This is a genomic window from Natrinema versiforme JCM 10478, from assembly GCF_000337195.1.
Lineage (GTDB): Archaea > Halobacteriota > Halobacteria > Halobacteriales > Natrialbaceae > Natrinema > Natrinema versiforme.
The window spans coordinates 20647-36903 of record NZ_AOID01000027.1; the positions used below are offsets into that span (position 1 = coordinate 20647).

The 16257-nt window shown below is 61.9% G+C and carries 12 protein-coding genes; 7 read left to right on the forward strand and 5 right to left on the reverse strand.

Annotated features, from left to right (window positions below):
• Nucleotides 1–41: 41 nt before the first annotated feature.
• The 6 genes from C489_RS09000 to C489_RS09025 all read left to right on the forward strand — a co-directional run bounded on the left by C489_RS09000 (nt 42) and on the right by C489_RS09025 (nt 8028).
• Nucleotides 42–734, forward strand: coding sequence for a hypothetical protein (locus C489_RS09000; RefSeq protein WP_006430907.1), 693 nt, complete (start codon nt 42–44; stop codon nt 732–734).
• Nucleotides 735–874: 140 nt separating this feature from the next.
• Nucleotides 875–3715 carry a DEAD/DEAH box helicase gene (locus C489_RS09005; protein WP_006430908.1) on the forward strand — a complete coding sequence of 947 codons (2841 nt, stop codon included), beginning with the start codon at nt 875–877 and terminating at the stop codon, nt 3713–3715.
• A 175-nt stretch (nt 3716–3890) separates the two neighbouring features.
• On the forward strand, nt 3891–5945 hold the full coding sequence (locus C489_RS09010; protein ID WP_049890740.1) for a PAS domain-containing sensor histidine kinase: 2055 nt from the start codon (nt 3891–3893) through the stop codon (nt 5943–5945).
• 140 nt (nt 5946–6085) lie between these two features.
• Nucleotides 6086–6883, forward strand: a complete 798-nt coding sequence (locus tag C489_RS09015; RefSeq protein ID WP_006430910.1) for a protein sorting system archaetidylserine decarboxylase — start codon at nt 6086–6088, stop codon at nt 6881–6883.
• A 78-nt stretch (nt 6884–6961) separates the two neighbouring features.
• On the forward strand, nt 6962–7333 hold the full coding sequence (locus C489_RS09020) for a DUF7857 domain-containing protein (RefSeq protein ID WP_006430911.1): 372 nt from the start codon (nt 6962–6964) through the stop codon (nt 7331–7333).
• Entirely contained in the window at nt 7330–8028 is a 699-nt protein-coding gene (locus C489_RS09025; RefSeq protein ID WP_006430912.1) for a MinD/ParA family ATP-binding protein, read from the forward strand. Before C489_RS09020 ends, C489_RS09025 begins: the two co-directional genes overlap by 4 nt.
• Before the next feature lie 35 nt (nt 8029–8063).
• On the opposite strand, the gene C489_RS09030 is transcribed toward C489_RS09025, so the two are convergent.
• Entirely contained in the window at nt 8064–9353 is a 1290-nt protein-coding gene (locus tag C489_RS09030; RefSeq protein WP_049890751.1) for a DUF7125 family protein, read from the reverse strand.
• Nucleotides 9354–9665: 312 nt separating this feature from the next.
• On the opposite strand from C489_RS09030, the gene C489_RS20780 reads away from it, so the two are divergent.
• Entirely contained in the window at nt 9666–10784 is a 1119-nt protein-coding gene (locus tag C489_RS20780) for an outer membrane protein assembly factor BamB family protein (protein WP_160163640.1), read from the forward strand.
• Here the strand turns inward: C489_RS20780 and C489_RS20785 are convergent.
• From C489_RS20785 to C489_RS09055, 4 genes are read right to left on the reverse strand one after another with little or no spacing between them, the layout of a single operon-like run.
• Nucleotides 10777–13815: a DUF7286 family protein gene (locus tag C489_RS20785; protein ID WP_083902788.1), complete on the reverse strand. Its 3039-nt coding sequence runs from the start codon at nt 13813–13815 to the stop codon at nt 10777–10779. The two genes, C489_RS20780 and C489_RS20785, sit on opposite strands and share 8 nt — an antisense overlap.
• Entirely contained in the window at nt 13808–14866 is a 1059-nt protein-coding gene (locus C489_RS09045; RefSeq protein ID WP_006430917.1) for a DUF7284 family protein, read from the reverse strand. The genes C489_RS20785 and C489_RS09045 overlap by 8 nt, the downstream gene beginning before the upstream one ends.
• Complete coding sequence (locus C489_RS09050) at nt 14863–15345, reverse strand: DUF7285 family protein (RefSeq protein ID WP_049890741.1); 483 nt, start codon at nt 15343–15345, stop codon at nt 14863–14865. The genes C489_RS09045 and C489_RS09050 overlap by 4 nt, the downstream gene beginning before the upstream one ends.
• Nucleotides 15323–16249, reverse strand: a complete 927-nt coding sequence (locus C489_RS09055; RefSeq protein ID WP_006430919.1) for a DUF7283 family protein — start codon at nt 16247–16249, stop codon at nt 15323–15325. Before C489_RS09055 ends, C489_RS09050 begins: the two co-directional genes overlap by 23 nt.
• Between the last annotated feature and the right edge of the window lie 8 nt (nt 16250–16257).

The following is a 16257-nucleotide window of genomic DNA, read 5'->3' on the forward strand; positions in this document are numbered from 1 at the left end:
CACGCCGAACCCACTTCCCGACCGAGTTCGAACGACGCGTGATGCGACTCCGAACATCCGACGGCGATCGATCCACCTCGGTGGCCGCCGACCCGCCGGCCGCCTCCTCTTCCTCGAGACGCTTTGCCAAACACCTGCTCACTGCGGCCGGTCTCCTCGGATTCACTTACCTGGTGTTGCGAGTGCTGGGCCCGCGCGACGACGTTCCCGTCCAGTCCGTCGACGAGGTGCAGGCCGACGTGGAGGACGCCGTTCCCGACGAGATCCAGCGCCGTGCCGCGGACGCGGTCCCCGGGGATCGACTCGACACGATCCGGAACCGGACCAGCGCCACCGTCCCCGACGACATCACCGAAATCTCTATCGAGGGGCCTAGAAGCGAGGCGTCCGAGACCGATCCGGACGTCGACCCGTCCGCTGACGCGGACGAGGCCGAGCGCGAGGACGCCGACGTGACGGGGCTGGACGGGAGCAGTGATGACGAGATGAACGAGACCGAACCCGGTCCGGGCGCGAACGACGACGGAGACGATGGACTCGAGGAGACCGAGACGAAGGCCGACTACGCCGACGAACGCGCCGACGAGGAGATCACCGAACGCGCCGAACCCGACGTGCAAGACACACCGTCGGAGCCGGGCGAGATGGCGGTCGACGAAGACGTCGCGGAGGAACTCGTCGACGCGGATTTCGACGCCGAATCCGACGGCGAGAGCGACGAATCCGAGGAGTGAGTGGGTTTCGAGACGAATTTCGTGGCCGTCGATGACCCTCAGCGTCTCGGCTTCCGACATCGACTCGAGCCGATAGTCGATCCGTGCCGCGTTCACCGGAAACGTGGCCCTTATCCGGCGTTCGCCCCTAGCGCGTTTCGATGACTGACGGGGACGTCGCGGCCTTTACGCGCCTCGGACCGACGGTCCGGGGGGCGCTCTCCGAACGCGGCTTCTCGCAGCCGACGGCACCGCAGCGACTGGCGATTCCGCCGCTGTCGGCCGGCGAGAACACGCTCGTGATCGCGCCCACCGGCAGTGGCAAGACCGAGACGGCGATGTTGCCCGTCTTCGACCATCTCGTTGCTGAGGATGGCCCACCCGACGGGTTCGGCGCGCTCTACATCACCCCGCTGCGGGCGCTCAACCGCGACATGCGCGAGCGCCTCGAGTGGTGGGGCGAGTACTTAGACCTCGAGGTCGACGTTCGCCACGGCGACACGACCCAGTACCAGCGGGGGAAACAGGCCGAGGATCCGCCGGACGTGCTGATTACGACGCCCGAGACCGTCCAGGCGATGCTCACCGGCGAGCGCTTGCGCGAGGCGCTCGAAGACGTCTCCCACGTCGTGATCGACGAGGTCCACGAACTCGCGGCCTCGAAGCGGGGCGCGCAGTTGGCGATCGGCCTCGAGCGACTCCACGACCTCGCGGGGCGGTTCCAGCGGATCGGGCTCTCGGCGACCGTCGGCGACCCGGGGGAGGTCGGCCAGTTCCTCACGGGCGGCCGGCCCTGCGAGATCCGGGAGATCGACGTGGGAAGCAACGTCGACGTGACGGTTCGCGAGCCCGAGATCACCGAAGAAGACGAGCGGTTGGCCGGCGAACTCATGACCGAAGCGGACACGGCCAGCCACGTCCGCGTTATCCGGGACTTAGTCGAGGAAAACGAGTCGACACTGATCTTCGTGAACACGCGCCAGACGGCCGAGGCGCTCGGCTCGCGGTTCAAGGAACTCGACTTGCCGATCGGGGTCCACCACGGCTCGCTCTCGAAGGAAGCGCGGATCGATGTCGAGGACCGGTTCAAGGCCGGCGACCTCGACGGGTTGCTGTGTACCTCGTCGATGGAACTCGGGATCGACGTGGGGCAGGTCGACCACGTGATCCAGTACAAGAGCCCCCGACAGGTCACCCGTCTGCTCCAGCGGATCGGCCGCGCGGGCCACCGGCAGGACGAGGTCTCGAGCGGGACGGTCGTCACGACCCGGCCCGACGACACCTTCGAAGCGCTGTCGATCGCCCGCCGGGCCCGCGACGGTGAAGTCGAGCCGGCGGCGATCCACGAGGGGAGTCTGGACGTGGTCGCGAACCAGTTGCCGGCGATCGTCCAGAGCCGCGGCGATACGTACGTCGACGAGGCAGTCGAGACGATCACCCGCTCCTATCCGTTCCGGAACGTGCCCGAAGCGACGATCCGGGAGATTATCTCGGAACTGGACCGCAACCGAATCCTGTGGTTCGACGAGGGCGAGGATCGCATCGAGACCACCGGCGGCACGTGGCAGTACGTCTACGCGAACCTCTCGATGATTCCCGACGAGGAGACCTACGAGGTCCACGACATCGCCTCGGGCGGCCAGATCGGGACCTTAGACGAGCGGTTCGTCGTGAACTTCGCCCAGCCGGGGGAGGTGTTCATCCAACGGGGCGAGATGTGGCGGATCGCCGAGATCGACGACGAGGAGGCTCGGGTCAAAGTCAGTCCGATCGAAGACCCCGCGGGCGAGGTGCCGTCGTGGATCGGCCAGGAAATCCCAGTCCCCGCAGCGGTCGCCGGTGAGGTCGGCGAGATCCGCGCCGTCGCGGAGCCGCAGTTCGAAGCCGGAGCCGACGCGGCCGCGGTCGGGCGCGAACTCGCCCACCGCTACCCGTCCGACGAGTACACCCTGACCGAGGCCTGCATCCAACTCGAGCAACAAATCGACAGCGGGTCGCCGATGCCGACGGCGGATCGGCTGGTCCTCGAGCGACAGGGCCGGACGATCGTGCTCAACGCCCCCTTCGGCCACACGGCTAACGAGACGCTCGGGCGGATCTGTTCCGCGCTGCTCGGCCAGCGGGCGGGCTCCTCCGTCGGCCTCGAGACCGATCCCTACCGGATCGAACTCGAGGTACCGAACTCGATCGCGACCAGCGAGGTGATTGAGGTGCTCGAGACGACCGATCCCGAGCACGTCGAGGCGATCGTCGAACTCGGGCTCAAGCGGTCGGACGCGCTCGCCTTTCGGCTCGCGCAGGTCTCGGCGAAGTTCGGCGCGCTCAAGCGCTGGCAGGGCAGCGGGTCGGGCCGGCTCTCGAACGACCGCTTGCTGTCGGCCCTCGAGGACACGCCGATGTACGAGGAGGCGATCCGGGAGGTGTTCCACGAGGACCTCGACATCGAGCGCGCGAGTGCGGTGCTCGAGGGGATTCAGTCGGGCGACCTCGAGTTGGTGACCCACCGCGGGCGCACACCGATCGGACAGGGCGGGCGCTCCTCGGGCGGCAAGGAACTGCTCGCGCCGGAGAACGCCGACGCGAGCGTCATCAAGACGGTCCGCGAGCGGATTCAGAACGACCGCGTCATTCTGCTGTGTACCCACTGCACGGAGTGGAAGGTGAAGACGAAAGTCAAGCGGGTGCCCGACCAGCCCGAGTGTCCCGAGTGTGGCTCGACCCGGATCGCATCGCTGAATCCGTGGGCCGACGAGGTCGTGCAGGCGGTCCGCTCCCAGGAGAAAGACGACGAGCAACGGGAGATGACCGAACGCGCGTTCCGGGCCGCGAGCCTCGTCCAGAGCCACGGCAAGCAGGCCGTGATCGCGATGGCCGCCCGCGGGGTCGGCCCGCACAACGCCGCCCAGATCATCAACAAGCTCCGCGAGGACGAGTCCGAGTTCTACCGGGACATCCTCTCGAAGGAGCGCGAGTATGCCCGGACGCAGGCGTTCTGGGACTGACAGCGACTGACCAGCGTACGGCGTTCCAGCGAGGTCCTGTGGCCAGTTCGAGACGCCAATTTGAGGTGGCGTCCTGCGTACTTTCTCGTCATCAGAATTGCTGAGAAAGCTGTCGCCGGGTCTACAGATACCGCGTTCCACAGCCCTTATCTACGGTACCGTCGAAGGGCTGTCAATGGAACCTGGCCCGTCAAATGACCCGTCCGTATCCGAGGACGGGACCGCCGCCACCGGCCCGATAGCCGACGGGATGGCGGGGCTGCTCGAGGCGGCAGACGTCGCTTACTTCCGAGCGACGGCGGCGGGGACGATCGTCGGCGTCAACGACGCGTTCACGCGGTTGACTGGCTACACGCGAACCGAACTCCGCGAGCGATCCTTCGAGACGCTTTTCGACGACGGAACGACCCTCGAGTCGCTCGTGTCCGATCTCGGTCACGGGGACTCACCACCGGTATCGACATCGGTCCCGATCCGAACGAAGACGGATGTCGTTCCCTGTACCGTCCACCTCGAGCGACGGTCGCGAGGGGGAGACGGGGAGGGAGATGTCGACCGGCAGCCGTCGATCACCGGAATCGTCCGCCGCCGAGAACCGGTAGCCGGTTCGACGGTGACGTCCCAGTCCGATCTCACGTACGGCCGGACCTTCGAGGCGCTCGCCGACGCGCTCCCCGACGGCATCATCGTCCTCGACACGAACAGCGACATTCAGTACGCCAATCCCGCCGTCGAACGCATCCTCGGCTACGACCCCGACGAACTCGTCGGCTCGAGCAAGGTCAAGATCATCCCGGAGCGGCTGCGCCAGACCCACCTCTCGGCGCTCCAGCGCTATCTCGACACCGGCGAGCGACACATCAACTGGACCTACGTCGAGTTGCCGGGCCAGCACACCGACGGCCACGAGGTGCCGCTGGGCGTCTCGCTCAACGATTTCACGTACGAGGGCGACCGCTACTTCGTCGGCCTCTTCCGTGACATCTCCCCGCGCAAGGAGGCCGAACGAACGCTGACGGAGAAAGTCGTCCAGCTCGAGTCGGTCTCCTATCTCGGTCGTAACGCCCTCGAGAGCGCCGATACCGACGAGTTGCTCGAGAAGGCGACCGAACTGGTCGTGGCAGCACTCGACGCGGAGTACGCGGCTATCTTCGAACACGAGGCGGCCGGCCCCGACGGCGAGACGCTCCGGCTCCGAGCCGGCACCGGCTTCGACGCCGCCGACGGGGTGACCGCGTCCGTCGCCGATTCGATCGGCGCGGCCGCGCTGGCCGACGACGGGCCCGTCGTGATCGAGAACTTCGAGACCGAAGACCGGTTCGACGGGCCGTCCGTGGTGGACGATCCCGACGTCCGGAGCGGGATCACCGTCACCGTCGGCCCGGCGGCCGACCCGTGGGGCGTCCTCGACGTCTACGATACCACCGCGCGGGAGTTCGCCGATCACGACGTCGACTTCCTCGAGAGCGTCGCGACGATCCTCGCGACCGCGATCGAGCGCCAGCGCTACGAGCGCCGACTCAACGAGACCGTGTCGGACCTCGAGGCCTCGAACGAGCGCTTAGAGCAGTTCGCCTACGCCGCCTCCCACGACCTCCAGGAGCCCCTGCGGATGGTCTCGAGTTACCTCCAACTCATCGAGGGCCGCTACGCCGACGAACTCGACGCGGACAGCCGGGAGTTCATCGAGTACGCCGTCGACGGTGCCGACCGCATGCGAGACATGATCGACGGCCTCCTCGAGTACTCCCGGATCGACTCGCAGGGCGACCCGTTCGAACCCGTCGATCTCGACGCCGTGCTCGAGGACGTTCTGACGGACCTGCAGGTGATGATCGACCGGCAGGACGCCGAGATAACGGCCGAGTCGCTCCCCGAGATACAGGGCGATTCGCGACAGCTCCGCCAACTCTTCCAGAACCTGCTCTCGAACGCGATCGAGTACAGCGGCGACGAGCCGCCGCGGGTGCACCTCAGCGCCGAGCGGACCGGCAGGAACTGGAAAATATCGGTCGCGGACGAGGGGATCGGCATCGATCCCGACGATCAGGAGCGAGTCTTCCGGGTCTTCCAGCGCCTGCACAGCCGCGAGGAGTACGACGGCACCGGCATCGGACTCGCGCTCTGTCGCCGCATCGTCGAGCGCCACGGCGGCCGCATCTGGGTCGATTCCGACCCCGGCGAGGGGTCGACGTTCACCTTTACGATCCCGGTCGAGGGCGCACAGTAGCTCGTCGCCGGTCCCCGGTCATCGGAACGGCTGTTCTTCGGCCGGGAGCCGACGCCGTCGCTCACCGATCGAACGCGCCGTCGCCGTCCCCGACCGCCCCATCCGTAACGGCCATACGATTCGATCACGTTACCGCTCCTATGAACTTCGCGCCGGGGGCCTGGAAGTACGCGATCCTTCCGTTGCTCGCCGCCCCGTTCGCCCTTTTCATCAGTGTCACGGCAGGGCTCGTCACGTTCGCGGCCGGTGCCGGTACCCTCGCGTTCTTCCGCGATCCCGAACGCACCCCGCCGCCGTCGGGCGTCGTCTCGCCGGCCGACGGGAACGTCTCCGTCCTCCGTGAGGAGGGCGACCAAGTCCGACTGGGGATCTTCATGAACGTCTGGCACGTCCACGTCATCCGCGCACCCTTCGCGGGCCGCGTCACCGATGTCGAACACGTCTCCGGTGCGAACCGGCCCGCCTTCTCGAAGGAATCCGACCGGAACGAACGCGTCCACGTCCGCCTCGAGACCGACGCTCCGACCCTGCCGTCCGACAGTGACGAAACGACGACGATCGCAGACGACGGTGGCGAACCGGTCGCCACCGACAGCGAGGAGATGGCCGGAGACGGCCCCCCGAATTCCCACCCCGACGAACCAGCTCACGACGCCGAAGTCACGCTGATCGCCGGCGCGTTCGCCCGCCGCATTCATCCCTACGCCGAGCGCGGCGACGCCCTCGAGCGCGGCGACCGCATCGGCCACATCGCCTTCGGGAGCCGCGTCGACCTGCTCTTCCCGCCCGCAGTCGACCTCGAGGATATCGCCGTCGAGATGGGCGAGTCGATGACCGCCGGGGAGACGGTCGTCCTCGAGTCCGCCGGCGGCTCATTCACTGGCGAGTTCGACCTCGGAACCGACGCGGGAGCCGGCGGCGACGATCGGACCGAGTAGCGCGCCTCCCACTGAGCCACCGCCACAGTTGCCCCGACGGCGGTTACCTTTTTATTGGATCGGGCGGCCAAGCCGGCCGTGATCGAACTCGACTGGGAGACGGACCGAACCGAGGGAGTGACGCTGATCTCGGCGATCGTCACGAACGCGCTGACGACGCCCCAGATCGTCCGTATCGAAAACCGCGTCGACGGACCGCTCTGGACCCCGAACGGCGATCGACGATCGGCACCCGAGTGGAGTGACGGCTGTTGGGAAGGGCTGGTCGAACCGAACCGCCGCCGCGGGCTCGGCTTCGCGAGCCTGAAGGACCCGGCAGCGATAGCTGACCCGCCGCTTGCGGTGACCGACACTCACCGTGCGAGCGACCGCGTCTCGGAACCGACCGATGTGCTCGCGTCGATGGCCGACTGGCGACCGCCCCTCGACAGCCTCGACCGGGTGCGATGATCGTCGCCGTCAGCGGCGGGAAAGGCGGCGTCGGCAAATCGACGGTCTCGCTCAACCTCGGCCGCGAACTCGATGCCGTCGTCGTCGAAGGCGATTTGACGACCGCGGACCTCCCACGCGGTCACGGGCCGGACCTCCACGACGTGCTGGCTGGCCGAGCCGACCCCCTCGAGGCGATCGACCGGCACCAGGCCGTCCGCGTTCTCCCGGCCGGACGCACGCTCGCCGGTGCCCGCGCCGCGGATGTGACGGCGCTTCCACGCGTCCTTGAGCGGATCGAACGCGAGTGCGGTCGCGTCGTCGTGGACTGTCCGGCCGGGCTGGCACGCGACGTGGGGCACCAACTGGAAAGCGCCCAACTGACGGTCCTCGTGTCGACACCAACGGAGTCGGCGCTGGCCGATGCGCTCCGCACGCGACGGCTCGCCCTCGACCTCGAGACGCCGGTCGCAGCGGTCGTCCTCAACAGAGCCGACGCCGCTGCCGTCGAGCGGCTCGCTGACCGCGTCGAGCGGACGTTCGGCGCGCCGGTAATCGGGATCGAAGAGCGAGCGGCGGTCGCCGACGCACAGCGCCGGTGGCGGGCGGTCCGCGATGTCTATCCCAACTGTGCCGCAGTCGATGCGATCCGAACGGTCGCCCGACGGATCGAACGCTGTGAAAAGCGGCTGTCGGATCGAATCGGCGTCATCTAACTGCTCCGATCTATCGTCCAGACGCTCGCGGCCGTTCAGCCATCCTTTCCGGCTGATTCGACCTGACTCGAGGGAGCTCCGAACTCGAGTTCGATCGGCTCCATCGACCGCCCGCCGGCCCTGCACTTCGGGATCGTAAGACGGTGTTCGAGACGCGAGTCGGCCTCGGGTGTGATCGTCTCCATCTCGAGGACTGCATCGACTGCGTGCATCGTCGTGGTCCGATGGTCGGGGGCTGCCGGCTCGTCGAGACAGTGTAACAGGCCGATACTTTCGGTGGCGACCAACTGCTCTTTGAGGTCGTCGAGAAAGGTGACGTAGGCGTCCCGGTCGCCGCTCTCCAGTGCGTTTACGGGATCGACGACGAGCGTCGACGCGGCAGGTAGTTTCTCGATCAGGTCCGTCGCCGCCGAAGGACGGGTATCGCCGTCGAGTCGACGAACCGTCGGGGTCCCGGTCGTCGTTGCCGCGGCCTCGAGCGCTCGCTCGACGTTCGCGACCGACCGTTCGGTCGACAGATAGAGCGTCCCACGGACGGCGGTCGCCTCGTAGAGGAGTTGCTCCGACTGACTGGCCGGATCCGCGACCACCGCGACCAGCGATCCCGGGGCCAGTCCCCCACCCAACCGTCGATCGAGTTCGTCGATTCCCGTCGGTAATAGATCGTCGTCGTACTCCACCGGCGTTCGGTCCGGTGGTGCCCTCCGCTCGAGCGCCTGTGCGAGATCGTCGTAGGCCGCGCGGGTCTCCTCGTCCGTCAGGGGCGACGATTCGTCGGGGATTTGGCCCAACACCGGAACGTCGGTCCACGATTCGACCGCCTCCGGAACGCTGTCACATCGATTCAGTACCGTTCCGAGCACCGGGACCTCGAGTCGCCGCGCCAGCTTGATCGTCGTCTCCGCGGCGCTGCAACTGCGCTCGCCGTCGGTCGTCACGACGATTACGCCGTCGGCCGCCGAAAGCGGTTCGACGACATCGGGCCCCGCACCCGACGGACAGTCGACGAACGTCTGGACACCGTCGGTCTCGAGCAACTCGAACGCCGCCTCGAAGTCGACCTGCGTCGACGGCTCCGGAGCCGAGAGCAACCCGACGTTCGAGACCCGCGGACTCGATTGGACGACCGAGTCGATATTCGTGCCAGACTCGAGTGCCGCGAGCGTCGGTTCCCGATCGACACCACCCGCGACGTGGACGTTCGGCAGTTGTCGATCGGCGTCGACCGCGACCGCCGCCGTCCCGCGCCGGCCGAACGCCTCGGCCAGCCCGATCGTCGTCACCGTCTTTCCACAGCCGCCTTTCGCACCCGCGATAGCGATCATACCGACAGTGGCTCGGCATCCCTTTTGAACCTCGGTTCGAGCGCGGTCGTAGCCTTCGCCCTCGTCTGTCAGTGCGTGGTTGGCAGAGGGGGGGTTCTCGATGGAACGGGTTACCGCGCTCGTTTTCGCCATCTCTCGATCGGGTTCTCTCGAGATACATTATCCACGTCGAAGTATGAGATTCCAAGCGTTTTATTTGATTGAACAGGAAATACGGAGTATATTATGGGCAATCGATCGATCCGAACTCGTCGCAATTGGTTGGCGAGTTGTCTCGGCGTGACTGCCGGGATTTCGGGACTCGCTGGGTGTATGAATACCGATAAGAGCGATAATGATAAGAACGGGGCCAGTGACGAACTTCTGCCCAGCGAATGGCCAATGTACGGCGTCGATCCGCAGAATACGGGGTATCATCCGACTGCGACTGGGCCAACTAATGAAAATGTTGAATCAAATGTAGTTGTAGAAACAGAAGGATCGATTAGAAATAGTCCGATAATTGTTGAGGGCACCCTATATGTGAGTTCTTCAGATGGGAATTTTTATTCATATGATCTTGATAAGGAGGAATTAAATAGCGAGAAAGTGATAAACTCGTTGCATGATTCTCATCCCGCGTTCAAAAATGATCGCATATTTGTCGGAATAAAAGACGGGATAGTAGCACTTGATAGAGACGATCTGAGCATTGATTGGGAATATAATTCAGCAATAAGTAATATCCAACCCACTCCAGTTCCGAACGGTATAATTGGTACAGAGAATATGTTTTTACACCGTTTTGATTCACGCGGCAACAAAACGACCATACATAACATGCGTGACCATTCTGGAGGGCGCCCCTATTCGAAAGTACCAGCAGTGAATAATAATCGAGTGTATTTTACAAGCGGGATTATGTTGTATGCAGTGAATCCTAAAGACGGTGAAATAGAATGGAGTTTTGAAAATCCGAATGAAGAAATAATGGGTGAATGTAATCCAGCAATTTCTGATGGCTCTGTTTATGTTGGTGGTGAAGATCAACAACTTTATTCGATTAACTCCATCAACGGGACGAAAGAGTGGTCAATTGATACTAAATCCGTAGTTCCATCTGACCCGTCAGTAGCAAATGGTATAGTCTATGTTGAGGCGAACGGTTCTGCTTACCTTGGTGGAGATTCCTGGTTACTTGCGATAGATATAAACAAACAAGAAATAGTGTGGGAGCAGAAACTTACTTCTACGACAAGTTCAAAACCAGTTATCGTTGATGGATCGGTATATCATGTTGATCTTAAAACTATCTATTCATTTGATGCTGAAAAAGGACATGAGATCTGGAAAAGTGAAGTGTTTGAGGAGCCTGCTAGTGTCTCACCAGTTGTATTTGATAATGATATATATGCGTCAGCAGCGGACGGAAATGTTTACAAAATCAGTTAATTGGAAGCCCATTTGCACCATTAGTTATACATTTGTTACTATCACTTTCAGTAAAACTAGGCCCGCTTTTATTCCAGCCCTTTGAACAACTCTGACGTGTCGCACCGCTATTTCCATACCTCCACGTATCTCCAACACCGGGTGATCCTTGGGCTAGTAATTGCGGACTCGGGACAACAATCGGTATCAGTAGAGTATTCTCGAACGAGATTGGTTCCACAGTGCCAACTGTCAATTCGTCTTGATCTGCCCAAGATGCTGTTTCAATTGTCACTTCTGAATCTTGACGAGCATAGGACATTTGGTTAGAATTTGTTGGGTCCCCATTGGTTGTACGAACCTCAAAGCGAGCATACTCTCCTTGTAAATCAACATAATATGCATCAAGTTGTAGGTAAAACAGGGAAGGCCATGGCATGAGGGGAAGACCTGGATGGCCGACTCCGTCAAGATAACCAGCTCCCAAGGGAGCATGCTCTGTATCGTTTATCTCAAGAACGCCTTCTCCTTCTGGTCGGACAGCCGGAACATCTGATCGATTAACCGTCTCTAGTGACAGATACGTTGGAGATGCCTCAATTTGATAGTTAGAATCTTCTGTTAATGGTGATTTTTCGATTGAGGCAAGGGTATCATTGGGGCGTGTTTCTGGATCCATCATTCGATCGATGAAGTCCATTGGCCCACCAAGGAGATTATTACCTGTATCAAGGAGATCTCCAAGGAGAGAATTAAGTATCGCACTGCTCTCACCAAGTGTCTCATCATGCCAATCGCTAACCTGATCAATATTATTGTATGTATTCTGGTAATACTGCTTTCGTACTTCAACTCGCAAGAGGTCTGCCGTATTGTTATATGGAATGGATGTATTCTGATATACTATTTCATGCTCTATCTTACTCACGTTGTCCTTCACTTGTCTAATCGGACTTGGCTTCTTAACCATATTTGATAGATCTGACTGGTGAGGATCGACAACTGTTACAGTCTCATAATGGGTTTGGTTAAGCTCGGCTAATAGCCATTCATAAAGTTCATCTTTATCTCGTGGGCTGACGTCGACCTCTGGGTTTGCAGAATAAGAAATTGCTTGCTCGAGGTCACTCTCTGTGATTATCGAACCACTCGATTTCTCTATTCTACGCTCAAGTTCCTGTTCTTGAGAACTAATAGATGCAGATCGAAGATTAAAGCTTTTCTTCACTGATTTTTCTTCTACACCCTCAAAGTTATCCACATCTCCATAACTTTCATTCCACGAATCTGTAGAGAAGGGTGATTTCAAACCGTGCGATTCTTTTTCAGCAGTAGCACTATCTGACGCGAGGTCTCCGGATATTTCATAGTCTGCGCTATATGTTATTCCAGATTTCCAATTCAGATGCGTATAAGAGGAACGATTTTCATCGTCATGTTTCCATTCTGATTTTATACCAATCGAGTTTTCATATTCTATATTAACCTTGGCCAGATCTCGATTGTTAAAATCAGTATTCTTGTTATCAGAGATAAATTCGATTGAAACATTAGCATCCGCAGGAAAGGTGTTTGGTAGATAAGTTGTGTTGATCGGACCAGACCAGTTTCCGGGGTGTTGAGCCCAGTCACTCGGCGGTGATGGATTTGGTAAACTCTCATGACGATATGGTCCTGCTTCACTTGTTTTTATATCTATGCTATATATATCGGATATCAATTCACTGATTTCATCAGATTCTTCTGCAACACTGTATAAATCGTCAATTTCACCAATAGTGTTACCTAGATTAGCGACACTTTCTGCCTGTCCCGAGTTATCGATATCATTAGCAAAGTAGTGTTTAAGGTAGTCTTCATTGAATCGCTCGTCTTCCTTTAATGATTTATTGAACTCTGATTCAACTTGACCCATGTCCATCCCGGCCGCCATCTGCATATAGGAGACATCAGCGAACGGATGGGCCTGAATCTCGACATCGGTCTCGACGTTGTCCTCGAGCATCGTCAAAACGATATCTTGGACGGTCGGTGCGTCCGGGAGCTCACCCTCGGCGTCGATCAGATCGGCGTTACAGAGGTCGCTCTCGTTGGCGAGTGAGTTGTTCTCGCCGCCGGGAAGGAAGTCCTCGGTTTTGACATCACCTGCACTCGAGGCGAGATCGCTTCCCATACAGAGCGTCGGGAGGAGCATGGCGCGGTCCTTGTAGGGGTCGGTCGTGCCGAAGGTCTTCTCTTGGAGGCCGAAGACGGCGTCGTTGACCATCACTTCGGTGTGCTCGTTCGGGGTGAGGTTATGGAAGGCGCGGTCGCCGCTGGAGAGGCGATCGTAGTAGGCTTTCCCCCACGTGTAGGGGTACATTCGGGCCGCGAAGTACCGCCCGAAGCCGTCGTAGCTGTCGGTTTCGAAGAAGCCTTTGTTGAGTTGGCTCTGGAACTCCTCGGTTCGGTCTTTGAGCTGGTAGAGCGGTGTGCCAACCGTCACCGCGAGCGATCGCTGCTCGGTCGCCGTTTCGCCGTCGCCTTCGCTGACGGTCAGTTCGATCCCGTCGACTTCGACGGTGATGACACCGGCTTCCCGCCTGTCGATCGAGACGCGGTCGATCGCTGCCTCGAGGTCGTCGCCGTCGCCCCAGTCGATCCGGTCGACCGAGGCTCGGGCGGTGGTGTCGTGATCGACCCGTTGCTCGGCGGTCGCGAACGATTCGGAGACCTCGCGGTAGATGAGGAGTTTGAAATACTGGTCGAACACCGCCTCGTCCTCGTCGATCGCACTGCTGAAGGCCGCGTCCGCCCCGTCGGTCGATGTGACGGGCGCGCTGGCGGCATCGTCGGCGGCGCGGAGGACCGCCTGTCTCAGTTCGCCGACGGCGACGGACTCGGCGCGGTCCATCGCGAGTGCGTTGTCGGTGTCGACGGTCGGTGTGTCTCTGGATTCCAGGACGCCGACGATCATGATGCTGCTGAGCAGCAACAGGACGGCGATCAGGGCGAACGGAATGCGGGCACGGTCGTCGTCTGCGATCGAAACGGTATGGGGTCGGTCAGTCATGGTTCCACGTCTGAATCGTGATCGTCACGTCGGCAGTCGATATCTCGTCGGCGAGCAGCGCCGCGATCTCCTCGTCTCGTCGGTCGCCGTCGTACTTCTCCTCGATCGCCGCAATTTCGGGCTCGAGAGCGGTCTGTAGGTCCTTCCCGATCCAGTGTCCCAACCCGTTTCGACCGAACGCGTCGGCGTCTTCGAGTCCGCGGAGTACCTGTGCGTTCGCTTCGACGGCGTCGGCCTCGTCGCGCTTGAGCGGGCCGTGATGATCGGGGTTCGTCGTCCCGGTAAACTCGTACTCGAGGGGTGCGACTATCTGCTCGTAGCGAAAGACCGCGAGTTCGTGGGAGACGCCTTGGCTCTCGAGGGTTCGCTGGGTGTCGGCCGGCGGGAAGTAGCCGTCGACGATCGCCGAACCGACCACCATCCCGGCCGCCTCGAACGATTTGTTCTCGGGCGTATCGATGCGGTCGGTTCGATTGCCCAGATACTCGTTCCAGTCGGTACCGCCGTCCAGATACGCGCGTTCGATTTCGGCCGAATCGACGGCCGGGAACCCGCTCGAGGCGGTCAGCGTGACGCTCGAGACGTCCGCGGTCGGCGGGGGTCGCTCGCCGGCGGTGGCCGTGCCGTTGATCGAGGCGTTGTCGTAGGGCTCCCACTCGGCGACGGCGTAGAAATCGCCGCTCGAGCCGACGAGAGCGCTTTCGACGGACGCGTCGACGGCGGTTTCGAACTCGTCGCCGGCGGGTCGGATTCGGGTCCCGTCGATGCGGGCGTTCGCGACGGCCGCGTCCGCGAGCAGTCCCGTGGCCGAGCCGTACTCGGTTCGGTAGGACTCGCCAGCGCGGTCGTCGATCGGTGCGGTGTCAGCCAGACTGTACCGAACGCTGAGCGTCGACTCGCCGAGGAGTTCGGCGGTTCTGTCGGCGCGGTCGTCGTCGAACTCGTCGTCGGAGCCGGACAGGTGCAGCCCGACCAGCAACACGCTCGCGCTGATGAGCAAGAGCGCCATCGCGACGTCCATGACCGTACTCACGGCGCGGTCGCCGCTCATCCGTCCCACACCCCCACGGTCAGCGTTCCGCCCCGAACGGAACCGGGTCTCGTTTCGACGGCGACCGGGCGTTCGGCTACGCCCGCTTCCGCCGGCGGCCCCTCGAGTTCCCCGCTCTCGATCGGGTCCCGATCCGGCCGGCCGTCAGTTCCGAAGAACGCGTCGGCGACGACGGTCTCGCGGCCGTCCTCGATGATCGTGACCTGCACGTAGACGTTCCGCCCGTGCGGAAGCGAGGCCGTCTCGATATCGTCTCCGAGCGCGCGGTCGTCGCCGGAAACGACGCCGTCGGTTTCGATATCGTCCTTGATCCGGCTGACTGCCGTCGTCTCCGTCGTCCGATCGGTCGCTCCGGGGAGCGTCTCGGTGATATAGAGCCCGTACAGTCCAACGCCGACAATGAGCGCCGAGACGGCGACGAGCGCGGCGAGCGGTTCGGTCTGCCCGCGCCGGCCGCTAAACATCGACGAGCGTGACATCGAACCGTTCCGTCGCCGCGTTGTGTCTCACGTATCCCGGTATCTCCGCGGGCGTATCGATGGCTGCGCCGCCCGAGCCACACACCGGGACCATTTCGGTATCGTGGTCCGCGGGGACCCCTTCGAGAGCGTCGACGCTCTGCTCGGCGCTGATCGTCTCGGTACAAACGATCTCGTCGCCGACCCGGACCCGCACGTCGATCGGGAAATATAACACACTGTGATCGCTGAGATCGTCGGGTCCGAGATTCGCGGTCCTCTTCGAGGGACCTGCATCGACGGATTTCTCGAGTTGACCGAGGTCATTGCTGCCGGTCGCCAGTATCTGTACGGTCGCGTCCGTGTTCGCCTCGTAGGCGAACCGACCTTCATGCGTCTGGTCTCCCGGAACGGATTCGAATGCGACGGCGGCGCTGACAGTCGGGACCGGCGTGGTACTGACGGTTCGGGTGCGCAGCCGCTCGTCCGCAGTCCGCCACTCCCCGGTGTTGTCCGCGTACGCGTCGTCGACGTCCTCGAGAAAGACGTCGAACGCGTTTACGTCCGCTCGGTCGAGTTCCGTCGCGTACTCCTCTGCGAAGGCGCGTCCCGCGGAGAGGTTCTCGAGGCGTTCGTGGCCCATGACGGGGACGACGTGGCCGTAGGTGAGACTCGCTCGAGCGGTACCGTGCTCGTTTCGCATCGCGACCGTCCGGCCGTCGAACTTGATCTCGGTCGCGTCGTGGTCGTAGGTCGAACTCGCGTCGGCGGTACTGCCGGCGGTTTCCTCGATGGCGTTTGCTGCTCGGTTTGCGTCCGGCGGTGGCCCGTTGGGTAACCCGACTGCGATACCCGCGATGGCGACGCTGACGATGGAGACGGCCAGCCAGACGTACCAGCCGTCGACTGGGGTTTCCAAATCCATGCTGCCTC